Below are 23,039 nucleotides of genomic sequence, written 5' to 3' on the forward strand. Positions count from 1 at the left end.
ATTCATCAGCCCGGTCAGCGTCATGCTACCGGGCATGTTATTTTTAGACAGGGTAATCACCGTGCTCAACAAACTTTCTCGTCTGCTGGATGAAGCAGGAATTTCGCTCACCGATCACCAGAAAAATCAGCTGGTGGCGTACGTGGATATGCTGCACAAATGGAACAAAGCGTACAACCTGACTTCCGTTCGCGATCCCAACGAAATGCTGATTCGTCACATTCTCGATAGCATCGTGGTTGCGCCATCACTGAAAGGTGAACGCTTTATCGATGTGGGGACGGGACCTGGGTTGCCGGGGATTCCGCTGTCTATCGTGCGCCCCGATGCGCACTTCACGCTGTTGGATAGTTTGGGTAAGCGCGTACGTTTTCTGCGCCAGGTTCAGCATGAGCTGAAGCTTGAGAACATTACGCCGGTACAGAGCCGTGTAGAAGAGTTCCCTGCAGAGCCGCCATTTGATGGGGTGATTAGCCGCGCATTCGCTTCCCTGACCGATATGGTGAGCTGGTGCCACCATCTGCCGGGCGAAGCAGGGCGCTTTTATGCTCTGAAAGGTGTGCTGCCGGAAGATGAAATTGCGCAGCTTCCCGCACAGTTTAGCGTGGAGTCGGTTGTTGAACTGAAGGTTCCTCACCTGGAAGGGGAGCGTCATTTGGTGATTATTAAGCCAAATAAAATTTAATTTTTATCAAAAAAAGTGCATAAAAAGTGCGGTCTCTGGTGTTAACAAACACGTGAAAAAAAAAGCCGGCGACCCGCTATATTTAACCCATGCTTAACTTTGTTTTATCTTCTCACTAACGAAGCTTTTTTTGTTAATGATGAGAATAGTAAACATGGAAAATATCAGTCTGCTAAAAATCAGCCTTTTGGCTATTTTGAGATGTTAATAATTTATTATAAATGTCAATAAATGGTTTTTGTTCTGTATCGGCGTGTTTTTAAAAGAGTGGGCAATTTTAGTCTTAGATATCAAAACGATGAGAAGTCATCTTTTGCCACATTGAATCATAAGCTTAGCGCTAAAATGTTTAATATGTGATCTTGTGCACGCTTTGTAATCACTGTTTTCGCTGCTTTTGCACTTTTGTACGATCGTTCACACTTTGACAAAAAGTAGAAAAATAGCGCGAATGAAAAATATTTAAATATTTATTCACGTTTTGGCTACTTATTGTTTGAATTAACGAGGCGTCACCGTATAATTTGACCGCTTTTTGATGCTTGACTCTGAGCTTTAAAGAACGTTTTATACGACACGCGGCATACCTCAAAGGGAGCAGGAGTTAAAACGTGATGTCTATGTCGCTCGTGAGTCGAAACGTTGCTCGTAAGCTTCTGTTCATTCAGCTTCTGGCAGTAATAGCAAGTGGATTGCTGTTCAGCCTAAAAGACCCCTTCTGGGGCATCTCCGCCGCGTGTGGGGGCCTGGCAGTGTTACTGCCTAATATGTTGTTTATGATTTTTGCCTGGCGTCACCAGGCGCATACACCCGCTAAAGGCCGAGTCGCCTGGACGTTCGCCTTCGGTGAAGCGTTCAAGGTGTTAGCGATGCTGGTGTTGCTGATAGTGGCGCTGGCGGTTTTGAAGGCGGTGTTCTTACCGCTGATCGTGACATGGATTTTGGTGCTAGTGGTTCAGATACTGGCGCCCGCTGTAATTAACAACAAAGGGTAAAAGGCATCATGGCTTCTGAAAATATGACGCCGCAGGAATACATAGGTCATCACCTGAATAACCTTCAGCTTGATCTGCGTACTTTCTCGCTGGTAGATCCGCATAACCCCCCAGCCACCTTCTGGACGCTCAATATTGACTCCATGTTCTTCTCGGTGGTGCTGGGTCTGTTGTTCCTGCTTACGTTCCGTAGCGTTGCTAAAAGAGCGACCAGCGGCGTGCCAGGTAAATTTCAGACCGCGATTGAGCTGGTAATCGGCTTCGTTCATGGCAGTGTCAAAGACATGTACCATGGCAAGAGCAAGGTTATCGCACCGCTAGCCCTGACTATTTTCGTCTGGGTCTTCCTGATGAACCTGATGGACTTACTGCCTATCGACCTGCTGCCGTATATTGCTGAGCATATACTGGGCCTGCCGGCGCTGCGTGTGGTGCCATCTGCGGACGTAAACATTACCCTGTCTATGGCGCTGGGCGTGTTTATCCTGATTCTGTTCTACAGCATCAAAATGAAAGGCATCGGTGGCTTCACGAAAGAGTTGACGCTGCAGCCGTTCAATCACTGGGCATTTATTCCTGTCAACTTAATCCTTGAAGGGGTAAGCCTGCTGTCCAAACCAGTATCACTGGGTCTGCGACTGTTCGGCAACATGTATGCCGGTGAGCTGATTTTCATTCTGATTGCTGGTCTGTTGCCGTGGTGGTCACAGTGGATTCTGAATGTGCCGTGGGCCATTTTCCACATCCTGATCATTACGCTGCAAGCCTTCATCTTCATGGTTCTGACGATCGTCTATCTGTCGATGGCGTCTGAAGAGCATTAATTTACCAACACTACTACGTTTTAACTGAAACAAACTGGAGACTGTCATGGAAAACCTGAATATGGATCTGCTGTACATGGCTGCCGCTGTGATGATGGGTCTGGCGGCAATCGGTGCTGCGATCGGTATCGGCATCCTCGGGGGCAAATTCCTGGAAGGCGCAGCGCGTCAACCGGATCTGATTCCTCTGCTGCGTACTCAGTTCTTTATCGTTATGGGTCTGGTGGATGCTATCCCTATGATCGCTGTAGGTCTGGGTCTGTACGTGATGTTCGCTGTCGCGTAGTAAGCGTTGCTTTGAATTAAGTAAGAGCAATATCAGAACGTTAACTAGATAAAGAGGCATTGTGCTGTGAATCTTAACGCAACAATCCTCGGCCAGGCCATCGCGTTTGTCCTCTTCGTTCTGTTCTGCATGAAATACGTATGGCCGCCATTAATGGCAGCCATCGAAAAACGTCAAAAAGAAATTGCTGACGGTCTTTCTTCTGCAGAACGAGCTAAAAAGGATTTGGACCTTGCACAGGCCAATGCGACCGACCAGCTGAAAAAAGCAAAAGCGGAAGCCCAGGTAATCATCGAGCAGGCGAACAAACGTCGCTCCCAGATTCTGGACGAAGTGAAAGCTGAAGCAGAACAGGAACGTACTAAAATCGTGGCACAGGCTCAGGCAGAAATCGACGCCGAGCGTAAACGTGCTCGCGAAGAACTGCGTAAGCAAGTCGCTATCCTGGCTGTTGCTGGCGCCGAGAAGATCATCGAACGTTCCGTGGATGAAGCTGCTAACAGCGACATCGTGGATAAACTTGTCGCTGAACTGTAAGGAGGGAGGGGCTGATGTCTGAATTTATTACGGTAGCTCGCCCCTACGCCAAAGCAGCTTTTGACTTTGCCGTCGAACACCAAAGCGTACAACGCTGGCAGGATATGCTGGCGTTTGCTGCCGAAGTGACGAAGAACGAACAAATGGCAGAGCTTCTGTCTGGCGCGATGGCGCCGGAAACGCTCGCTAAGTCGTTTATCGCTGTCTGTGGTGAGCAACTGGACGAAAACGGTCAGAACCTGATGAAGGTGATGGCTGAAAATGGTCGTCTTAAGGTGCTCCCGGATGTTCTCGAGCAGTTCATTCATCTGCGTGCTGCAAGTGAGGCTACCTCTGAGGTAGAAATCACTTCAGCAACTGCACTGAGTGAAGAACAGCTTGCGAAGATCGCCGCCGCGATGGAAAAGCGTCTGTCACGCAAAGTTAAGCTGAATTGCAAAATCGATAAGTCTGTAATGGCAGGTATTATCATCCGTGCGGGTGATATGGTCATTGATGGTAGCGTACGCGGCCGTCTTGATCGCCTTGCAGACGTCTTGCAGTCTTAAGGGGACTGGAGCATGCAACTGAATTCCACCGAAATCAGCGAACTGATCAAGCAGCGCATTGCTCAGTTCAGTGTTGTGAGTGAAGCTCACAACGAAGGTACTATTGTTTCTGTAAGTGACGGTGTTATCCGCATTCACGGCCTGGCCGATTGTATGCAGGGTGAAATGATTTCCCTGCCGGGTAACCGTTACGCTATCGCACTGAACCTGGAGCGCGACTCCGTAGGTGCAGTTGTGATGGGTCCGTACGCTGACCTTGCCGAAGGCATGACCGTTAAGTGTACTGGTCGTATCCTGGAAGTTCCGGTTGGCCGTGGCCTGCTGGGTCGTGTGGTTAACACCCTGGGTGCACCAATCGATGGTAAAGGCGCGCTGGACAACGACGGCTTCTCCGCCGTTGAAGCTATCGCACCAGGCGTAATCGAACGTCAGTCCGTTGATCAGCCAGTGCAGACTGGTTATAAGTCCGTTGATGCCATGATCCCAATCGGTCGTGGTCAGCGTGAACTGATCATCGGTGACCGTCAGACTGGTAAAACCGCGCTGGCAATCGATGCCATCATCAACCAACGTGATTCCGGCATCAAGTGCGTATACGTGGCTATCGGCCAGAAAGCGTCCACCATTTCTAACGTGGTACGTAAACTGGAAGAACACGGCGCGCTGGCAAACACCATCGTTGTTGTGGCAACTGCGTCTGAATCCGCTGCACTGCAATACCTGGCGCCATACGCCGGTTGCGCAATGGGCGAATACTTCCGCGACCGCGGCGAAGATGCGCTGATCATTTATGATGACCTGTCCAAACAGGCTGTTGCTTACCGTCAGATTTCCCTGCTGCTGCGTCGTCCACCAGGACGTGAAGCATTCCCGGGCGACGTATTCTATCTTCACTCCCGTCTGCTGGAGCGTGCTGCGCGTGTTAACGCCGAATACGTTGAAACCTTCACTAAAGGTGAAGTGAAAGGGAAAACCGGTTCACTGACCGCTCTGCCGATTATCGAAACCCAAGCGGGTGACGTTTCTGCGTTCGTTCCGACCAACGTAATCTCCATTACCGATGGTCAGATCTTCCTGGAAACCAACCTGTTTAACGCCGGTATTCGTCCTGCGGTTAACCCGGGTATCTCCGTATCCCGTGTTGGTGGTGCAGCGCAGACCAAGATCATGAAAAAACTGTCCGGTGGTATCCGTACCGCTCTGGCACAGTATCGTGAACTGGCAGCGTTCTCCCAGTTTGCATCTGACCTTGATGATGCAACCCGTAAGCAGCTGGACCACGGTCAGAAAGTAACTGAACTGCTGAAACAGAAACAGTATGCGCCGATGTCTGTCGCGCAGCAGTCTCTGGTTCTGTACGCAGCAGAACGTGGTTATCTGGCGGATGTTGAACTGGCGAAAATCGGTAGCTTCGAAGCCGCTCTGCTGGCTTACGTCGACCGTGATCACGCTCCGTTGATGCAAGAGATCAACCAGTCCGGTGGCTATAACGACGAAATCGAAGGCAAGCTGAAAGGCATCCTCGATTCCTTCAAAGCAACCCAGTCCTGGTAAAGTCTAGCGGCCTGTCCTAGGGCAGGCCGTAAGGCATTGAGGAGAAGCTCATGGCCGGCGCAAAAGAGATACGTAGTAAGATCGCAAGCGTCCAGAACACGCAAAAGATCACTAAAGCGATGGAGATGGTCGCCGCTTCCAAAATGCGTAAATCGCAGGATCGCATGGCGGCCAGCCGTCCTTATGCAGATACCATGCGCAAAGTGATTGGTCACCTTGCGAACGGTAATCTGGAATATAAGCACCCGTACCTGGAAGAACGCGATGTTAAACGCGTGGGCTACCTGGTGGTGTCTACCGACCGCGGTCTGTGCGGTGGCTTGAACATTAACCTGTTCAAGAAACTGCTGGCGGATATGAAGGCATGGTCCGAAAAAGGCGTTCAGTGCGACCTCGCAATGATCGGCTCTAAAGGTGTGTCCTTCTTTAATTCCGTAGGTGGCAACATTGTCGCTCAGGTTACCGGTATGGGCGATAAACCCGCTCTGTCCGAACTGATCGGTCCGGTAAAAGTGATGTTGCAGGCCTACGATGAAGGTCGTCTGGACAAGCTTTATATTGTCAGCAACAAATTTATTAACACCATGTCTCAGACGCCAACCATTGTTCAGCTGCTGCCGCTGCCGGCATCAGATGATAGTGAGTTGAAGCGTAAAACCTGGGATTACCTGTATGAGCCTGACCCGAAAGCGCTGCTGGATACCCTGCTGCGTCGTTATGTCGAGTCTCAGGTTTATCAGGGCGTGGTAGAAAACCTGGCCAGCGAGCAGGCCGCACGTATGGTGGCGATGAAAGCCGCGACCGACAATGGCGGCAGCCTGATTAAAGAGCTGCAGTTGGTATACAACAAAGCTCGTCAGGCCAGCATTACTCAGGAACTCACCGAAATCGTCGGTGGTGCATCCGCGGTATAACCAGGTTAATTCGTAGAGGATTCATGATGGCTACTGGAAAAATTGTCCAGGTAATCGGCGCCGTAGTTGACGTCGAATTCCCTCAGGATGCCGTACCGCGCGTGTACGAAGCCCTTGAGGTTCAGAATGGTAATGAAGTGCTGGTGCTGGAAGTTCAGCAGCAGCTCGGCGGCGGTATCGTACGTACCATCGCTATGGGTTCTTCCGACGGTCTGCGCCGTGGTCTTGATGTAAAAGACCTCGAGCACCCAATCGAAGTCCCAGTCGGTAAAGCAACGCTGGGTCGTATCATGAACGTACTGGGCCAACCAGTAGACATGAAAGGCGACATCGGTGAAGAAGAGCGTTGGGCGATCCACCGCGCAGCACCTTCCTACGAAGAGCTGTCTAGCTCTCAGGAACTGCTGGAAACCGGCATCAAAGTTATCGACCTGATGTGTCCGTTTGCTAAGGGCGGTAAAGTTGGTCTGTTCGGCGGTGCGGGTGTTGGTAAAACCGTAAACATGATGGAGCTGATCCGTAACATCGCGATCGAGCACTCCGGTTACTCCGTGTTTGCGGGCGTAGGTGAACGTACTCGTGAGGGTAACGACTTCTACCACGAAATGACCGACTCCAACGTTATCGATAAAGTATCCCTGGTTTACGGCCAGATGAACGAGCCACCAGGAAACCGTCTGCGCGTAGCGCTGACTGGTCTGACTATGGCTGAGAAGTTCCGTGACGAAGGTCGTGACGTACTGCTGTTCGTCGATAACATCTATCGTTACACCCTGGCCGGTACTGAAGTATCTGCACTGCTGGGTCGTATGCCTTCAGCGGTAGGTTATCAGCCGACTCTGGCGGAAGAGATGGGCGTTCTGCAGGAACGTATCACCTCCACCAAAACCGGCTCTATCACCTCCGTACAGGCGGTATACGTACCTGCGGATGACTTGACTGACCCATCCCCAGCAACCACCTTTGCTCACTTAGATGCAACCGTGGTACTGAGCCGTCAGATCGCTTCTCTGGGTATCTACCCAGCCGTTGACCCGCTGGACTCCACCAGCCGTCAGCTGGATCCGCTGGTTGTTGGTCAGGAACACTACGACACCGCTCGTGGCGTTCAGTCCATCCTGCAGCGTTATCAGGAACTGAAAGACATCATCGCCATCCTGGGTATGGATGAGCTGTCTGAAGAAGATAAACTGGTGGTAGCACGCGCGCGTAAAATTCAGCGCTTCCTGTCCCAGCCATTCTTCGTGGCAGAAGTATTCACCGGTTCTCCGGGTAAATACGTCTCCCTGAAAGACACCATCCGTGGCTTTAAAGGCATTATGGACGGCGAATACGATCACCTGCCAGAGCAGGCGTTCTACATGGTCGGTTCCATTGATGAAGCAGTGGAAAAAGCCAAAAAACTTTAACGCCTTAATCGGAGGGTGATATGGCAATGACTTACCACCTGGACGTCGTCAGCGCAGAGCAACAAATGTTCTCTGGTCTGGTCGAGAAAATCCAGGTAACGGGTAGCGAAGGTGAACTGGGTATTTTCCCGGGTCACGCCCCGCTGCTCACCGCCATTAAGCCTGGTATGATCCGCATCGTTAAACAGTTCGGTCATGAAGAGTTTATCTATCTGTCCGGCGGCATTCTCGAAGTGCAGCCTGGCAGCACGACCGTTCTGGCTGATACTGCAATTCGCGGCCAGGATCTCGACGAAGCGCGAGCCCTGGAAGCGAAACGCAAAGCTGAAGAGCACATTAAAAGCTCTCACGGCGACGTGGATTACGCTCAGGCGTCTGCGGAACTGGCCAAAGCGATCGCTAAACTGCGCGTTATCGAGTTGACCAAGAAAGCGATGTAACACCGGCTTGAAAGTCAAAAAGCCAGTCTGGTTTCCAGGCTGGCTTTTTTTATGTTTTGTTTTAATAAATTTGAAATTGAAAAGCTATTTTAAATATTTTGTGATTGAGGTCACAAAACTGTTGATCGATAAAAATGAGAAGAGTAGACTTTGTTTTGTGAGTTGAGTCACAGAAATTACCACTACTATCGCAGGATAAAAATCATGAAACTGATCAACAAAATCATCGCTCTTTTCAGCTCTATGAACATTTCTTTCGGTACCTTCAACCTGTAAGGTTACCGCGCTGACCGCCCACTTGCCGGTCAGACTCAGTTCTGTGATGCGCTGTACCGCTAACGAAAACCACAACACATGCGGTGTAAACGGAACGCTAAAATGAAGAAGGTCGCCTCACGGCGACCTTTGTATTTTGTAGGCCTATAACGCGCTATTAGTCTTTGTTCAGAAAGTTTCCGGTTTTAAAACTTCCGTCCGCGTTGCGTTCCAGCGGCTGTGGCAGCGTCAGTGACTGAAAATCCTCTGCACGCAGCTCTTTGCCTTCCTTATTCACGCTTTTCCCTTTTTCAATGAAGTAGTTGGTGGCGTCCACGTTCCCCACTACTGCATCGTCATATTTTCCCGGCTGGCTGCGCAGCGAAATGTTGTCGCTGAACACGCCTTGCGTGGAGGGATCGCCATAAGGGCTTGGGCGGAAGATAAAGTTAAAGCGCAGGTTATCCACGGCGACGTTATTCACCACCACCAGCTTGCCAGGGTTGAAGTTGTCGGTAAAACCGTCGAGATGGTTGCCCACAGCGATGCTGTTGCGGATCTCATGAGCCACCGGCTGGCCTTCGCCGCCGAGTTTGAAGCCGTTGCTGGTGTTGTTACGGGCAATCGAGTTTTCAATCACTACCACGCCGTTAGCCCCGTCTTCAATCTTGTTGAACAGGTCAAATCCGTCGTCGATATTATCGTGGGAGTAGCAGCCCTCCAGGCGGTTACCTTCACCGACACGCATCTTCACGGCAAAGCCATCGGCGTTGATCTTACCCGGATCCTCATTACTAAAGGACTCGGAATTCACCACCCTATTATGGCTTGCCCACAGCGGGCGGCCGATCTTATCCACCGATGAGATCTGAATGCCGGTGTCGTCGTTGCGATAGGCCACGACATTTTCAATCAGGTTGTGACTGCCCTGAATGCGTAGGCTCTTATCCGTTATCTCAATACCACGGAGTGTCCAATAGTTACCATCCAGCAGCATGCCGTGGATAACGGCTTTACCCTGAGCTTCCAGCGTCTTGCGGTTTTTCTCCAGGCCACTGGCGGAGAGCGGAATATCGGTTTTCGCATAATCACCGGCGGCGAGTATAATTTTGCCTCCCGGAGGTAGCAGTTCGATGGCAGTGGCTAAATCCAGCGGAGCCTCAGCGGTCCCTTTGGCATCGGCTTTGCCATTCACTGCGGCAAACAGCGTGCTGCCGGTAATACCTTTTACCGCGTTAACTGTCAGGGTTTGTTCAACCGGCGTGCGGTCTTTACCGCTGGTGGGGGTAAACGTAATCTGGAAGCTATTATTTTCTTTAAGCGTGGCTGGCTGGGTGAACATTTCTCCGGCTTTCACCGGTTTATTCTCCCCGATCACCACTTCGTTCTGACGCACGGTGAACTGCCCGTCATAGTTGGCTCGTGCCTGTAGCGTATAACTCTGGCTCAGGCTCTTGCTGCCCGACGTCACCTGCATAACCACCGGCCAGGATTTCGCGACAAAGGGTTTAGAGGCGACGGTTTTCGCCTCGGAAGTGGTCAACGATGCATTGCTGACGGTGATTTTGGCGTTTCGTGAAGCAAAGAAGCCGATGTAATACTGTTTTTTATCCTGCACGGAGATGAGATCCGCATGCGGTACCTGCTGGGTAACCCACTCATCGCTGCCTGCTGGCGCCCAGGCGGTCACAAAGCCTTCATCCGTACGTTCCAGTTTAAGACGGAAGGTTGGTGATTGGTGGAGATCGACGCCTTCTTTATAGCTCACCTTTTTGATTTCAGATCCGGCATTTCCCCAAGGCTGGGTGATCCCATTACGTGAAATCGCCTGCAGCTTCACGCGGTAATCGTCTTTTTTATCCTGGGTCATAATGGCATTCATCACCATATTTGACGCCGCCGGAAACTCTTCATAGCCTTCTTTCAGCGGCTCCTGGCGAGGGATGCCGATAATATCGCGCACCAGCAGTCCGGCCCCTTCCTGGGCGGCCGGTTTGGCACCGTTTTCCGGGCCGAACTGATCAACGGTCACCGTTGCGGCCAGCACAAAGTTCTTGTCGGACGGCAGCGTGGTATAGAAGAAAGTTAGACCGTCGTGCGAGTTAGCGATTTTCCCACCGCGGCTTTCAATAGTGATGGGTTTACTCAGATCGGCAACCTGCTGTGATGTCAGGGTTTTACCGTCAATTGTCACGTTATTGACGCCCACTTTCTCCGCCAGCACATTGGAGGAGAAGTTAATGTCGGTGGACTGCCCGAAGGCGATGGCTTTCCATTGCTCAGGCGTGGCGGCCTGCGCCTGAAGAGAGAGTGCAGCGCTACACAGAGTAAGGGCCAGAGGTATCTTGTTGTTCATATTATCTTCCTGAATGGTTGATTGGCGTAATTATCACCAAATCAAAACAGTGTTTCTTTTTTATACGTCACAATAATGAGTAAATAAAACGCCGTTTTAATTTAAGGTGTTCTTTATTCAGGTAGCAAAAAAACAGCATAAGCAGCGAGATAGCGCGAAAACTGGCGTCTGGTCTTAATTCTTACAAGACAAATGGATTTGATATGGACGAAAATAAGGGTAGAAAAACAGGGCTACCGAGAATGTTGGACGTTTTAACAGCAGACCATTTCATGCTGAAAAATATGTAGAATTTTCAACGTTAACCCGGTTTACTTCATACTTAATCTACAGACAGGATACCTATGTCTAACCGTACCATGAGCGTTGTGATCCTTGCCGCTGGCAAAGGCACGCGCATGTATTCCGATCTCCCTAAAGTGCTGCATACCCTCGCGGGTAAACCGATGGTGCAGCATGTCATTGATGCCGCTAAACATGTTGGCGCAACCCAGGTACATCTGGTGTACGGTCACGGCGGTGATTTGCTTAAGCAGACCCTCACTGAAGACAATTTAAACTGGGTGCTGCAAGCTGAACAGTTGGGAACCGGTCACGCGATGCAGCAAGCTGCGCCTTTCTTTGCCGATGACGAAGATATTCTGATGCTGTACGGCGATGTCCCGCTGATCTCCGTAGAGACTTTAAAACGACTGCGTGACGCGAAACCGCAGGGCGGTATTGGCTTGTTGACCGTGGTGCTGGACGAGCCGAGCGGCTATGGCCGCATCACTCGTAAAGATGGCAAAGTGACCGGCATCGTTGAGCATAAAGACGCGAGCGACGAGCAACGCCTGATTCCAGAAATTAACACCGGCATTCTGATTGCTAACGGCGCGGACATGAAACGTTGGTTGGCGAAGCTCGATAACAACAATGCGCAGGGTGAATTCTACATTACCGACATTATTGCTATGGCGTATCAGGAAGGGCATGAGATTGCTGCCGTACATCCTGAACGCCTGAGCGAAGTGGAAGGGGTGAATAACCGTCTGCAGCTGGCGCGTCTTGAGCGTGTTTACCAGTCAGAGCAGGCAGAAAAACTGCTGCTGGCGGGCGTTATGTTGCGCGATCCGGCGCGTTTTGATCTGCGCGGCACGCTTTCTCACGGGCGTGACGTGGAGATTGATACTAACGTTATCCTTGAAGGCAACGTCGTTCTCGGTCATCGCGTCAAAATTGGCGCAGGTTGCGTGATTAAAAACAGCATCATCGGTGACGATTGCGAAATCAGCCCATACAGCGTGGTAGAAGACGCAACGCTGCAGGCTGCATGCACCATCGGGCCGTTTGCTCGTCTGCGTCCGGGCGCTGAGCTGCTGGAAGGCGCGCATGTCGGTAACTTTGTTGAGATGAAAAAAGCGCGTCTGGGTAAAGGTTCTAAAGCCGGTCACTTGACCTATCTGGGCGATGCGGAAATTGGCGATAACGTGAATATCGGTGCGGGTACCATCACCTGTAACTATGACGGTGCCAACAAGTTTAAAACCATTATTGGCGACGACGTCTTTGTGGGTTCCGATTCACAGCTGGTAGCGCCGGTCACTATCGGCAAAGGCGTCACTATTGCCGCTGGGACAACGGTCACCCGCAACGTCGCCGATAATGAACTGGTATTAAGCCGCGTACCGCAGGTCCATAAACAGGGCTGGCAGCGCCCGGTGAAGAAAAAATAATAACGTTTTTGCCGGACGGCGTTTTGCGTGCCCGGCAGACTCAAGATGAGGAGATAACATAATCTCCCGTCCGCAAAGTAGTACCCATAAAAATAACCCCACTCTCTACAAGGCTCGGGGCGCCCGGTATACGGGCAACAGGTTGACCGACAACGCGTAAAAATCGGAACTAAAAAACTATGTGTGGAATTGTTGGCGCAGTCGCGCAACGTGATGTAGCTGAAATCCTTCTCGAAGGCCTTCGTCGCCTGGAATACCGTGGCTATGACTCTGCGGGTTTGGCGGTCGTTGATGCAGAAGGTCATATGACCCGTCTGCGTCGTCTGGGGAAAGTGCAGATGCTGGCACAGGCGGCGGAAGAACATCCGCTGTCTGGTGGTACCGGTATTGCTCATACCCGCTGGGCGACCCATGGCGAACCTTCAGAAAGCAACGCGCATCCGCATGTTTCTGACCACATTGTGGTGGTGCATAACGGCATCATCGAAAACCACGAACCACTGCGTGAAATGCTGCAGGCGCGCGGTTATGTCTTTGTCTCCGCGACCGACACAGAAGTGATTGCTCACTTAGTGCACTGGGAAATGGAGCAGGGCGGTACGCTGCGCGAAGCCGTTCTGCGAACCATCCCGCAGTTGCGCGGTGCGTACGGCACGGTGATTATGGATTCTCGCGACCCAAGTACCCTGCTGGCCGCACGTTCAGGTAGCCCACTGGTTATCGGCCTCGGTATGGGTGAGAACTTTATTGCTTCTGACCAGCTGGCGCTGCTGCCGGTGACCCGCCGCTTTATCTTCCTTGAAGAAGGTGATATTGCCGAGGTGACTCGTCGTACGGTTGAGATCTTTGATAAAACCGGTGCTGAAGTGAAGCGCCAGGAAATTGAATCTAACCTGCAGTACGATGCGGGCGATAAAGGTATCTATCGCCACTACATGCAAAAAGAGATCTACGAGCAGCCAAACGCCATTAAAAACACCTTAATCGGGCGTATCAGCCACGGTGAAGTGGATTTAAGCGAGCTGGGGCCACAGGCCGATGCATTGCTCTCTCAGGTTGAGCATATCCAGATTATCGCCTGCGGTACATCCTACAACTCTGGAATGGTGGCGCGTTACTGGTTTGAATCGCTGGCTGGTATGCCGTGTGACGTCGAGATTGCCTCGGAATTCCGCTACCGCAAATCGGCCGTGCGTCCAAACAGCCTGGTGATCACGCTGTCGCAATCTGGCGAAACCGCCGATACGCTGGCCGGTCTGCGTCTGACCAAAGAGCTGGGCTATCTGGGCTCGCTGGCAGTGTGCAACGTAGCGGGTTCGTCATTGGTGCGTGAGTCCGATCTGGCGATCATGACCAAAGCGGGTGCGGAAATTGGCGTTGCGTCTACCAAAGCCTTCACTACTCAGCTAACGGTTCTGCTGCTGCTGGTGGCGAAAATGGCGCGCCTGAAAGGCGTCGATGTGGCCGTTGAGCAGGATATCGTTCACGCGCTGCAGGCATTACCAAGCCGCATTGAGCAGGTGCTGTCAGAAGATAAACGCATTGAAGCACTGGCGGAAGATTTCTCCGACAAACATCACGCGTTGTTCCTTGGCCGTGGCGATCAGTACCCAATCGCCCTGGAAGGGGCGCTGAAGCTTAAAGAGATCTCCTACATTCACGCAGAAGCCTATGCGGCAGGCGAGCTGAAACACGGTCCACTGGCGTTGATTGATGCTGATATGCCGGTGATTGTGGTGGCGCCAAATAACGAACTGTTGGAAAAACTGAAATCCAACATTGAAGAGGTTCGTGCGCGTGGCGGTGAGCTGTACGTGTTTGCCGATAGAGATGCAGCATTTACCAACAGCGACAATATGCACATCATTGAGATGCCGCATGTTGAAGAGGTGATTGCGCCTATTTTCTATACTGTTCCGCTACAGCTGCTGTCTTATCATGTGGCGCTGATCAAAGGCACCGATGTTGACCAGCCGCGTAACCTGGCGAAATCCGTGACCGTCGAATAATCACGATGGCTCGTTAAACCATCCGGCTATGTCTCAGGCATAGCCGGATTTTTTTTACCTGCTATAACTGTCATAAAGCGCGGCCATTTCGCTGTCATAAAAACAAAATTCTTTTGAAATTTTATTGTAAATTATTTTTCTAATATGCTGATTTTAATGGGTTTAATAATGGCGTTTTTCACAGGGTTTCTGTTGTCATTAAACTGTCATAAACCTTACATATAACTGTCACCTGTTTATCCTATTTTGCTCATCGTAGCCACTAAACAACACTTTACGGATCCTTGCAGGAGACATTATGAAAGTTATGCGTACCACTGTCGCAACTGTTGTCGCCGCGACCTTATCGATGAGCGCTTTCTCTGCCTTTGCAGCAGCAAGCCTGACAGGTGCAGGTGCAACCTTCCCTGCGCCAGTGTATGCCAAATGGGCAGATACCTATCAAAAAGAGACCGGTAGTAAAGTTAACTACCAGGGTATCGGTTCCTCCGGTGGTGTAAAACAAATTACTGCTAACACCGTAGATTTCGGCGCATCTGATGCTCCGCTGTCTGACGAAAAACTGGCACAGGAAGGCCTGTTCCAGTTCCCGACCGTCATCGGCGGTGTGGTGCTGGCTGTCAACATCCCTGGCCTGAAATCAGGCGAGCTGGTGCTGGACGGCAAAACGCTGGGTGACATCTACCTCGGCAAGATTAAGAAGTGGGATGATGAAGCCATCACCAAACTGAACCCAGGCGTCAAACTGCCTTCTCAGAACATCGCCGTTGTGCGTCGTGCTGACGGTTCAGGTACTTCCTTCGTCTTCACCAGCTACCTGGCGAAAGTGAACGAAGAGTGGAAATCAAAAATTGGTGCGGGCTCTACCGTGAACTGGCCGACGGGTCTGGGCGGTAAAGGTAACGACGGCATTGCGGCCTTCGTACAGCGTCTGCCGGGTGCAATTGGCTACGTTGAATATGCTTACGCGAAGCAGAACAACCTGGCTTATACCAAGCTGATTTCTGCTGACGGTAAAGCGGTTAGCCCTACCGAAGAGAACTTCGCCAACGCTGCTAAAGGCGCTGACTGGAGCAAATCTTTCGCGCAGGACCTGACCAACCAGAAAGGTGAAGGTGCATGGCCAATTACCTCAACAACTTTCATTCTGGTACACAAAGATCAGAAGAAACCTGAGCAAGGCGCTGAAGTGCTGAAGTTCTTTGATTGGGCGTACAAAAACGGTGGGAAGCAGGCTAACGAGCTGGATTATGCTACCCTGCCGGCAAGCGTGGTTGAGCAGGTTCGTGCTGCATGGAAGACCAACGTAAAAGATAGCAGCGGTAAAGCGCTGTACTGATTACGGTAGCCCGGCGGTGACGCCGGGCATCTGTAAACGTCGTCGCGGATTTTAAACTGAAAGAGTGATTTATGGCTGCAACCAAGCCTGCTTTTAACCCACCGGGTAAAAAGGGTGACATGATATTCAGCGCGCTGGTAAGACTGGCTGCGCTGATTGTGCTATTGATGCTGGGCGGGATTATCGTCTCCCTTGTCATCTCTTCCTGGCCTAGCATCGAGAAGTTCGGCTTTGCTTTCCTGTGGACCAAAGAGTGGGACGCACCGAACGATGTTTACGGCGCACTGGTACCGATTTACGGTACGATCGTCACCTCCGTTATTGCCTTGCTGATCGCCGTTCCGGTGAGCTTCGGCATCGCACTCTTCCTGACCGAACTGGCACCGAACTGGCTTAAACGCCCGTTAGGTATCGCGATCGAACTGCTGGCGGCTATCCCCAGCATCGTTTACGGCATGTGGGGCCTGTTTATCTTTGCTCCGCTGTTCGCGACCTACTTCCAGGAGCCGGTTGGCAATATTCTCTCTAACATCCCGTTTGTCGGTGCCCTGTTCTCCGGCCCGGCGTTTGGTATCGGTATCCTGGCGGCGGGTGTGATCCTTGCCATCATGATTATCCCGTATATCTCCGCCGTCATGCGTGATGTGTTCGAACAGACTCCGGTGATGATGAAAGAGTCGGCCTACGGCATCGGTTGCACCACCTGGGAAGTGATCTGGCGTATCGTCCTGCCATTCACCAAAAATGGGGTTATCGGTGGCGTGATGCTCGGCCTTGGCCGCGCGCTCGGTGAAACCATGGCGGTGACCTTTATTATCGGTAACACCTACCAGCTCGACAGTGCATCGCTGTACATGCCGGGCAACAGTATCACCTCCGCGCTGGCGAACGAGTTTGCCGAGGCGGAATCCGGTCTGCACGTCTCCGCCTTGATGGAACTGGGCCTGATCCTGTTTGCGATTACCTTTATCGTCCTGGCCGCGTCTAAGTTCATGATCATGCGACTGGCGAAGAATGAGGGGGCTCGTTCATGACCACTCTGGAAATGCAAAACACCGCTGAGCTGGCTGAATCTCGCCGCAAGATGCAGGCGCGTCGCCGCATGAAGAACCGCATTGCGCTGACGCTCTCTATGGCCACGATGATCTTCGGTCTGTTCTGGCTGGTGTGGATCTTAATGGCCACCATCACCCGCGGTATCGATGGAATGTCGCTGGCGCTGTTTACCGAAATGACGCCGCCGCCGAATACGGCGGGCGGTGGTCTGGCAAACGCCCTCGCGGGCAGCGGCCTGCTGATTCTGTGGTCTACCGTTTTTGGTACGCCGTTGGGCATTATGGCGGGTATCTACCTGGCCGAGTACGGACGTAAGTCCTGGTTGGCTGAGGTTATCCGCTTTATCAACGATATTCTGCTTTCTGCACCGTCTATCGTCGTCGGTCTGTTCGTCTACACCATCGTGGTGGCGCAGATGCAGCACTTCTCCGGCTGGGCGGGCGTGATTGCGCTGGCGCTGCTGCAGGTGCCAATTGTCATTCGTACCACCGAGAACATGCTGAAGCTGGTGCCGGATAGCCTGCGTGAAGCGGCCTACGCGCTGGGGACGCCGAAATGGCGGATGATTTCGGCCATTACGCTGAAAGCATCTATCTCCGGGATTATGACCGGTATCCTGCTGGCGATTGCGCGTATCGCGGGTGAAACAGCCCCGCTGCTGTTTACCGCGCTCTCCAACCAGTTCTGGAGCACCGACATGATGCAGCCTATCGCCAACCTGCCGGTGACCATCTTTAAATTTGCGATGAGCCCGTTTGCTGAGTGGCAGCAACTGGCCTGGGCCGGGGTGCTGATTATCACTCTGTGCGTACTGCTGCTGAACATTCTGGCGCGCGTCATTTTCGCGAAGAAGAAACACGGTTAATTTTTTACAGCGCGGCCAACGGCGGCGCTGGATGAGGAAGAGATTGAGATGAGTATGGTGAACACCACCCCGGGTAAGATTTCAGTACGTAACCTGAACTTCTACTACGGCAAATTCCATGCCCTGAAGAACATTAACCTGGATATCGCGAAAAACCAGGTCACCGCGTTTATCGGCCCATCGGGCTGCGGTAAATCGACGTTGCTGCGTACCTTCAACAAAATGTTTGAACTGTACCCGGAGCAGCGTGCGGAAGGTGAAATTCTGCTGGATGGCGACAATATTCTCACCAATACCCAGGATATCGCGCTGCTGCGTGCGAAAGTGGGCATGGTGTTCCAGAAGCCAACGCCATTCCCAATGTCCATCTATGACAACATCGCCTTTGGTGTCCGTCTGTTTGAAAAACTGTCGCGTACCGATATGGACGAGCGCGTGCAGTGGGCGTTGACCAAGGCCGCATTATGGAATGAAACCAAAGATAAACTGCACCAGAGCGGGTACTCTCTCTCCGGTGGCCAGCAGCAGCGTCTGTGCATCGCCCGTGGTATCGCGATTCGCCCGGAAGTTCTGCTGCTGGATGAGCCGTGCTCAGCGCTTGACCCGATTTCCACCGGGCGTATTGAAGAGCTGATCACCGAGTTAAAAGAGGATTACACCGTGGTTATCGTGACCCACAACATGCAGCAGGCTGCGCGTTGTTCCGACCACACGGCGTTTATGTACCTGGGCGAGTTGATTGAGTTCAGCAACACGGACGATCTGTTCACTAAGCCCGCGAAGAAACAAACAGAAGATTACATCACCGGCCGTTACGGTTGATTCAGGAGCGCGTTGTGGACAATCTGAACCTTAATAAACATATTTCCGGCCAGTTCAACGCAGAACTGGAAAGCATCCGCACCCAGGTGATGACCATGGGCGGCATGGTAGAGCAGCAGCTTTCTGATGCCATTACCGCGATGCATAACCAGGATAGCGAGCTGGCAAAGCGCGTCATTGAAGGCGATAAGCACGTCAACATGATGGAAGTGGCGATTGACGAAGCCTGTGTACGTATTATTGCCAAGCGTCAGCCAACGGCGAGTGACCTGCGCCTGGTGATGGCGATTATTAAAACCATCGCTGAACTGGAACGTATTGGCGACGTGGCGGACAAGATTTGCAGTACTGCGTTGGAGAAATTCTCCCATCAGCACCAGCCGCTGCTGGTGAGCCTGGAATCGCTCGGTCGTCACACGGTGCAGATGCTGCACGACGTTCTGGATGCCTTTGCGCGTATGGATTTGGACGAAGCGGTGCGTATCTACCGCGAAGACAAGAAAGTTGACCAGGAATATGAGGGCATCGTGCGTCAGCTGATGACCTATATGATGGAAGACCCGCGTACCATTCCAAGCGTACTGACCGCGCTATTCTGCGCCCGCTCTATCGAGCGTATTGGCGATCGCTGCCAGAATATCTGTGAATACATCTTCTACTTCGTGAAGGGACAAGATTTCCGTCACGTCGGCGGTGATGAGCTGGATAAACTGCTGGCGGGGAAAGCGCCAAAAGAGTGACAGTATGGGCGGTGAACCCGCCATACGGGACTTTAAGCCGGATAAGCGTGCGCTATCCGGCTTTTTTATTTACCGCGTAATATCCCAGCCGCGAGCTTTCCAGAGATCCGGTAATTGCGCCAGATCGGTAAACATCGTCACCCTCGGGTGATCGATCGGTTTGTTATGCGGGTCGGCGCAGAAGTAGAACACTTCCATCCCGGCATCAATCCCCGACTGGGCTCCGGCCGATGAATCATCCACCAGAATGCAGTTCTCGACATTGACGTTCATGGCCTTGGCCGCGTGGTACATCAGCGCCGGATCGGGCTTCCAGCGTTGAATATCGTAGCCGCTAAACAGCTTTTCCGGAAAATGGTGCAACATTCCCAGTTTGCCCAGCGAATGCTGCATTTTGCTGACCGGGCCATTGGAGACGATACACATCGGGATATTAACTGCATCAATAAGGTCGTTAGCGCCATCGATAACGTCGAGTTCCGTGTCGAAAAGGCGTGCGACCTCTGCGCGGTAAACGGGCTCTAACGCGGACTTTTCAAGCGTTGTGCCGTGTTCTTCGTTGATGATATCGATGATTTCGTAGAGCTTTACACCCTTGAAACGTTTAAAAATCTCTTCCAGATCGAGCGTGATGCCAAATGTTTTAAACATGTGGACGTAGGCCCGTGAACAGATAACTTCGCTGTCGACCAGCGTACCGTCACAGTCGAAAAAAACCGCTTCAACTCCGGACATGTCATTTCCTTTTTAACAAGTTTAACGTTTACGTAATGCAGAATTCAGAGACGCAATCGTTGCCGTATAAGCAAAATCAATGAAAAAAGTATCTCATAACCGCGCCTATTGTCGCATTTTGGTATAGGATAGCGACGAATTTTCCTCCCTTTTCTGCGGAAATAGATAATGAGTCAACAACACACCACCCCGGCTTCCGGTCAGGGGATACTGGAGCGCGTGTTTAAACTGCGCGAACACGGCACAACGGCACGCACCGAAGTGATCGCCGGTTTCACCACCTTCCTGACGATGGTCTACATCGTTTTCGTAAACCCGCAAATTCTTGGCGTCGCCGGGATGGACACCAGCGCGGTGTTCGTGACGACCTGTCTGATTGCGGCGCTGGGCAGTATCCTGATGGGCGTATTCGCTAACCTGCCGGTGGCGCTGGCGCCAGCGATGGGTCTGAACGCCTTCTTCGCGTTTGTGGTGGTACAGGCCATGGGCCTGCCGTGGCAGGTAGGTATGGGTGCCATCTTCTGGGGTGCTGTGGGCCTGCTGCTGTTGACGATTTTCCGCGTGCGTTACTGGATGATTGCGAATATCCCGGTGAGCCTGCGTGTTGGTATTACCAGCGGTATCGGCCTGTTCATCGGCATGATGGGGCTGAAAAACGCCGGTGTTATCGTGGCTAACCAGGATACGCTGGTTTCTATTGGTAACCTGACGTCTCACAGCGTGCTGCTGGGTGTGCTGGGCTTCTTTATCATCGCGATTCTGGCATCCCGTAATATCCATGCGGCGGTGCTGGTCTCTATCGTGGTGACGACTCTGCTGGGTTGGATGCTTGGTGATGTCCACTATAGCGGCATCGTATCTGCGCCACCGAGCATTACGACAGTGGTAGGCCAGGTAGATCTTGCTGGGTCATTTAACCTCGGCCTGGCGGGCGTCATTTTCTCCTTTATGCTGGTTAACCTGTTTGACTCCTCCGGTACGCTGATTGGCGTCACCGATAAAGCGGGTCTGGCTGATGAGAAGGGTAAATTCCCGCGCATGAAGCAGGCGCTGTTCGTGGATAGCGTTTCGTCTGTGGCTGGTTCCTTTATTGGTACCTCTTCCGTCACCGCCTATATCGAATCCTCTTCCGGCGTCTCCGTTGGCGGCCGTACTGGTCTGACGGCGGTGGTCGTGGGTCTGCTATTCCTGCTGGTTATCTTCTTGTCGCCTTTGGCGGGAATGGTTCCAGGCTACGCGGCGGCGGGTGCGCTGATTTACGTTGGCGTGCTGATGACCTCAAGCCTGTCGCGCGTGAAGTGGGATGACCTGACCGAAGCGGTTCCCGCGTTCATCACCGCGGTGATGATGCCGTTTAGCTTCTCGATTACCGAAGGTATCGCGCTGGGCTTCATCTCTTACTGCATCATGAAAATCGGTACCGGTCGTTTCCGTGACCTCAGCCCGTGCGTGATTGTGGTTGCGCTGCTGTTTGTGCTGAAAATTGTGTTTATCGACGCCCACTAAGGTGCGGTTTGTGGTCTCAGGTGGGCTTTGCTGACCTGAGCTACGGGAAATAAAGGCCCGGCAAGCGTTAACGCTGCCGGGCTTTTTCTTTACGCTTTCACGCGCTGAATGTAATCGCCAAATGCGGTCAACTGTCCGGTCAGATGATCCAACGTACCTTGCTCAATCACTTCACCCAGCTGTGGATCGACTTTGTTCTGAATCACGCCGCCCATAAACTCCGGCTTGTTCATCACCATGGCATCGAGGAATACCAGGATTTGACGCAGGTGATACTGGCAGCGTGCGCCGCCAATGGCGCCCATGGAGCTGGTCTGGATAAGCACCGGCTTACCGGCCAGCGGTTGATCCGGCAGGCGGGACAGCCAGTCGATGGCGTTCTTCAGGCCGCCTGGTACGGAGTAGTTATACTCCGGCGTGACGATGACCACGCCATCAGCCAGGCGAATTTGCTCAGCTAGCGCTTCAACACTTTGTGGGAATCCATCTTCTTGTTGCAGGTCAGCATCATACAGCGGGATATCGCCAATCGACGGCAGCGCAGAAACGCTCATGCCCGCCGGGGCGATTTTTGGCAGGGTGCGTGCAACCATACCGTTAAATGAACCTTTGCGCAGGCTTCCCAATAACGTAACAACTTTCAACGCTTCAGACATGATTACTCCTTTGCATCATGAGGCTGTTTTCAGCCGAATCAGTTGAGTATAAGCGCTTTCTCTGCCGGCAGGCTGGTGAATCTCATCACTCGCGCCGCAGGTTCATTGGCCCGCGTTTGTGCGTCTGGCAGACTGCGCCAGCCGTATTTGCCATCAAATTCCCATACTTTGAGTTTCTCAATAGAAGGGGAAACGGCGAGTGACCAGGCCAGTACATCCTCAGCGTCACAAATCGCTTCGAGTTGGTCGGTTGTGGCGGAACGCAGGCGTCCTGAGCCAGGAAGCAATTGAAGTGCCTGCGGTGAGTCGATGTGCACATCGCCGGTCATTTTGAGCACGCTCTGACGCAGCGCAACCAACTGTACGCGCGCCTCGTGTGGATCGCTTTGGTTGTTAATCCACAGATTTTCATTGCTGGTAAATCGGTAGTTTTCCATCATTGTCGCCTGCGGCGTATTGCGCAGCACGCGCAGCAGTTCCATATCGAGGCCGCACTGGCCTTCGGTGGTCAGCGCTACACCAACAATATTGCCCGCATAGGCGATGGAAAAATCAGGTAGGTGGCTGTCTTTAAAGAAGGGTTTACCTTCTTTTTGCGTCACGATTTCAGGAAGTTCGCTGATGCCATAAAGCATAAACAGCAGCTCGGCTAACAGCGCGCGCGACGCCAGAAAGCGAGTACGGCGATAGGCCGGCAGCTGACGTGCGATATTGTGGCTGGTGGATGATAGCCTGACCGACAGTAGATGCCCGTCCTTGAGGATCCCTCTTGCAAAGTGCGTCGCCATTTTTC

Annotated in this window: 22 protein-coding genes; 18 read left to right on the top strand and 4 right to left on the bottom strand. The window is 52.2% G+C overall.

Features of this window, described 5'->3' with window-relative positions; translation table 11 throughout:
• Positions 1–61: 61 nt before the first annotated feature.
• The 10 genes from rsmG to KP80_RS15635 all read left to right on the top strand — a co-directional run bounded on the left by rsmG (position 62) and on the right by KP80_RS15635 (position 8,192).
• Positions 62–685 (top strand): 16S rRNA (guanine(527)-N(7))-methyltransferase RsmG, encoded by a 624-nt coding sequence (gene rsmG / locus KP80_RS15590; RefSeq protein WP_052284566.1) that lies wholly within the window; start codon positions 62–64, stop codon positions 683–685.
• Between the two features lie 614 nt (positions 686–1,299).
• On the top strand, positions 1,300–1,680 hold the full coding sequence (gene atpI, locus KP80_RS15595) for a F0F1 ATP synthase subunit I (RefSeq protein ID WP_052284567.1): 381 nt from the start codon (positions 1,300–1,302) through the stop codon (positions 1,678–1,680).
• Positions 1,681–1,688: 8 nt separating this feature from the next.
• Positions 1,689–2,504, top strand: coding sequence for a F0F1 ATP synthase subunit A (gene atpB / locus KP80_RS15600; RefSeq protein WP_052284568.1), 816 nt, complete (start codon positions 1,689–1,691; stop codon positions 2,502–2,504).
• A gap of 46 nt (positions 2,505–2,550) precedes the next feature.
• The gene (atpE, locus tag KP80_RS15605; protein ID WP_000429386.1) at positions 2,551–2,790 is read left to right on the top strand and encodes a F0F1 ATP synthase subunit C; all 240 of its coding nucleotides are present in this window, start codon (positions 2,551–2,553) and stop codon (positions 2,788–2,790) included.
• Between the two features lie 66 nt (positions 2,791–2,856).
• Positions 2,857–3,327 carry a F0F1 ATP synthase subunit B gene (gene atpF / locus KP80_RS15610; protein WP_052284569.1) on the top strand — a complete coding sequence of 157 codons (471 nt, stop codon included), beginning with the start codon at positions 2,857–2,859 and terminating at the stop codon, positions 3,325–3,327.
• Between the two features lie 14 nt (positions 3,328–3,341).
• On the top strand, positions 3,342–3,875 hold the full coding sequence (atpH, locus tag KP80_RS15615; RefSeq protein ID WP_052284570.1) for a F0F1 ATP synthase subunit delta: 534 nt from the start codon (positions 3,342–3,344) through the stop codon (positions 3,873–3,875).
• 12 nt (positions 3,876–3,887) lie between these two features.
• Positions 3,888–5,429 (top strand): F0F1 ATP synthase subunit alpha, encoded by a 1,542-nt coding sequence (atpA, locus tag KP80_RS15620; protein ID WP_052284571.1) that lies wholly within the window; start codon positions 3,888–3,890, stop codon positions 5,427–5,429.
• A gap of 50 nt (positions 5,430–5,479) precedes the next feature.
• On the top strand, positions 5,480–6,343 hold the full coding sequence (atpG, locus tag KP80_RS15625; RefSeq protein WP_052284572.1) for a F0F1 ATP synthase subunit gamma: 864 nt from the start codon (positions 5,480–5,482) through the stop codon (positions 6,341–6,343).
• A 26-nt stretch (positions 6,344–6,369) separates the two neighbouring features.
• Positions 6,370–7,752, top strand: a complete 1,383-nt coding sequence (gene atpD, locus KP80_RS15630) for a F0F1 ATP synthase subunit beta (protein ID WP_035893613.1) — start codon at positions 6,370–6,372, stop codon at positions 7,750–7,752.
• Positions 7,753–7,772: 20 nt separating this feature from the next.
• Positions 7,773–8,192, top strand: a complete 420-nt coding sequence (locus tag KP80_RS15635; protein ID WP_052284573.1) for a F0F1 ATP synthase subunit epsilon — start codon at positions 7,773–7,775, stop codon at positions 8,190–8,192.
• A 433-nt stretch (positions 8,193–8,625) separates the two neighbouring features.
• On the opposite strand, the gene KP80_RS15640 is transcribed toward KP80_RS15635, so the two are convergent.
• Positions 8,626–10,803: a right-handed parallel beta-helix repeat-containing protein gene (locus KP80_RS15640; protein WP_052284574.1), complete on the bottom strand. Its 2,178-nt coding sequence runs from the start codon at positions 10,801–10,803 to the stop codon at positions 8,626–8,628.
• 344 nt (positions 10,804–11,147) lie between these two features.
• On the opposite strand from KP80_RS15640, the gene glmU reads away from it, so the two are divergent.
• From glmU to phoU, 7 genes are all read left to right on the top strand, one after another.
• Positions 11,148–12,518, top strand: a complete 1,371-nt coding sequence (gene glmU, locus KP80_RS15645) for a bifunctional UDP-N-acetylglucosamine diphosphorylase/glucosamine-1-phosphate N-acetyltransferase GlmU (protein ID WP_052284575.1) — start codon at positions 11,148–11,150, stop codon at positions 12,516–12,518.
• A 179-nt stretch (positions 12,519–12,697) separates the two neighbouring features.
• Positions 12,698–14,527, top strand: a complete 1,830-nt coding sequence (gene glmS, locus KP80_RS15650; RefSeq protein ID WP_052284576.1) for a glutamine--fructose-6-phosphate transaminase (isomerizing) — start codon at positions 12,698–12,700, stop codon at positions 14,525–14,527.
• 298 nt (positions 14,528–14,825) lie between these two features.
• Positions 14,826–15,866, top strand: a complete 1,041-nt coding sequence (gene pstS / locus KP80_RS15655; RefSeq protein WP_052284577.1) for a phosphate ABC transporter substrate-binding protein PstS — start codon at positions 14,826–14,828, stop codon at positions 15,864–15,866.
• Between the two features lie 71 nt (positions 15,867–15,937).
• Positions 15,938–16,900: a phosphate ABC transporter permease PstC gene (gene pstC, locus KP80_RS15660; protein WP_052284578.1), complete on the top strand. Its 963-nt coding sequence runs from the start codon at positions 15,938–15,940 to the stop codon at positions 16,898–16,900.
• The gene (gene pstA, locus KP80_RS15665) at positions 16,897–17,787 is read left to right on the top strand and encodes a phosphate ABC transporter permease PstA (protein WP_052284579.1); all 891 of its coding nucleotides are present in this window, start codon (positions 16,897–16,899) and stop codon (positions 17,785–17,787) included. Before pstC ends, pstA begins: the two co-directional genes overlap by 4 nt.
• A 48-nt stretch (positions 17,788–17,835) precedes the next feature.
• Positions 17,836–18,609 (top strand): phosphate ABC transporter ATP-binding protein PstB, encoded by a 774-nt coding sequence (pstB, locus tag KP80_RS15670; RefSeq protein ID WP_052284580.1) that lies wholly within the window; start codon positions 17,836–17,838, stop codon positions 18,607–18,609.
• Positions 18,610–18,623: 14 nt separating this feature from the next.
• Positions 18,624–19,349, top strand: a complete 726-nt coding sequence (gene phoU / locus KP80_RS15675) for a phosphate signaling complex protein PhoU (RefSeq protein ID WP_052284581.1) — start codon at positions 18,624–18,626, stop codon at positions 19,347–19,349.
• 69 nt (positions 19,350–19,418) lie between these two features.
• Here the strand turns inward: phoU and yieH are convergent, their stop codons facing one another.
• A complete protein-coding gene (yieH, locus tag KP80_RS15680) occupies positions 19,419–20,084 on the bottom strand; it encodes a 6-phosphogluconate phosphatase (RefSeq protein ID WP_052284582.1) in 666 nt (221 codons plus the stop codon).
• A gap of 168 nt (positions 20,085–20,252) precedes the next feature.
• Here yieH and adeP point away from each other — a divergent pair, with 168 nt between their 5' ends.
• Positions 20,253–21,590, top strand: coding sequence for an adenine permease AdeP (gene adeP, locus KP80_RS15685; RefSeq protein ID WP_052284583.1), 1,338 nt, complete (start codon positions 20,253–20,255; stop codon positions 21,588–21,590).
• A gap of 89 nt (positions 21,591–21,679) precedes the next feature.
• On the opposite strand, the gene KP80_RS15690 is transcribed toward adeP, so the two are convergent.
• Both KP80_RS15690 and KP80_RS15695 read right to left on the bottom strand, forming a co-directional pair.
• Entirely contained in the window at positions 21,680–22,246 is a 567-nt protein-coding gene (locus KP80_RS15690) for an NADPH-dependent FMN reductase (protein ID WP_052284584.1), read from the bottom strand.
• 38 nt (positions 22,247–22,284) lie between these two features.
• Positions 22,285–23,034, bottom strand: coding sequence for a 4'-phosphopantetheinyl transferase family protein (locus KP80_RS15695; RefSeq protein WP_052284585.1), 750 nt, complete (start codon positions 23,032–23,034; stop codon positions 22,285–22,287).
• Positions 23,035–23,039 lie beyond the last annotated feature (5 nt).

Origin of the sequence: Kluyvera genomosp. 1 (assembly GCF_001266615.1) — a bacterium.
In the GTDB taxonomy this organism is placed as follows: Bacteria; Pseudomonadota; Gammaproteobacteria; order Enterobacterales; family Enterobacteriaceae; genus Kluyvera; species Kluyvera cryocrescens_A.

Bases quoted from the DNA above. Each gene is read 5' to 3' on its own strand.
- atpI (WP_052284567.1), top strand. From the start codon at position 1,300: ATGTCTATGTCGCTCGTGAGTCGAAACGTTGCTCGTAAGCTTCTGTTC.
- atpB (WP_052284568.1), top strand. From the start codon at position 1,689: ATGGCTTCTGAAAATATGACGCCGCAGGAATACATAGGTCATCACCTG.
- atpE (WP_000429386.1), top strand. From the start codon at position 2,551: ATGGAAAACCTGAATATGGATCTGCTGTACATGGCTGCCGCTGTGATG.
- atpH (WP_052284570.1), top strand. From the start codon at position 3,342: ATGTCTGAATTTATTACGGTAGCTCGCCCCTACGCCAAAGCAGCTTTT.
- atpA (WP_052284571.1), top strand. From the start codon at position 3,888: ATGCAACTGAATTCCACCGAAATCAGCGAACTGATCAAGCAGCGCATT.
- atpG (WP_052284572.1), top strand. From the start codon at position 5,480: ATGGCCGGCGCAAAAGAGATACGTAGTAAGATCGCAAGCGTCCAGAAC.
- atpD (WP_035893613.1), top strand. From the start codon at position 6,370: ATGGCTACTGGAAAAATTGTCCAGGTAATCGGCGCCGTAGTTGACGTC.
- KP80_RS15635 (WP_052284573.1), top strand. From the start codon at position 7,773: ATGGCAATGACTTACCACCTGGACGTCGTCAGCGCAGAGCAACAAATG.
- KP80_RS15640 (WP_052284574.1), bottom strand. From the start codon at position 10,803: ATGAACAACAAGATACCTCTGGCCCTTACTCTGTGTAGCGCTGCACTC.
- glmU (WP_052284575.1), top strand. From the start codon at position 11,148: ATGTCTAACCGTACCATGAGCGTTGTGATCCTTGCCGCTGGCAAAGGC.
- glmS (WP_052284576.1), top strand. From the start codon at position 12,698: ATGTGTGGAATTGTTGGCGCAGTCGCGCAACGTGATGTAGCTGAAATC.
- pstS (WP_052284577.1), top strand. From the start codon at position 14,826: ATGAAAGTTATGCGTACCACTGTCGCAACTGTTGTCGCCGCGACCTTA.
- pstC (WP_052284578.1), top strand. From the start codon at position 15,938: ATGGCTGCAACCAAGCCTGCTTTTAACCCACCGGGTAAAAAGGGTGAC.
- pstA (WP_052284579.1), top strand. From the start codon at position 16,897: ATGACCACTCTGGAAATGCAAAACACCGCTGAGCTGGCTGAATCTCGC.
- pstB (WP_052284580.1), top strand. From the start codon at position 17,836: ATGAGTATGGTGAACACCACCCCGGGTAAGATTTCAGTACGTAACCTG.
- yieH (WP_052284582.1), bottom strand. From the start codon at position 20,084: ATGTCCGGAGTTGAAGCGGTTTTTTTCGACTGTGACGGTACGCTGGTC.
- adeP (WP_052284583.1), top strand. From the start codon at position 20,253: ATGAGTCAACAACACACCACCCCGGCTTCCGGTCAGGGGATACTGGAG.
- KP80_RS15690 (WP_052284584.1), bottom strand. From the start codon at position 22,246: ATGTCTGAAGCGTTGAAAGTTGTTACGTTATTGGGAAGCCTGCGCAAA.
- KP80_RS15695 (WP_052284585.1), bottom strand. From the start codon at position 23,034: ATGGCGACGCACTTTGCAAGAGGGATCCTCAAGGACGGGCATCTACTG.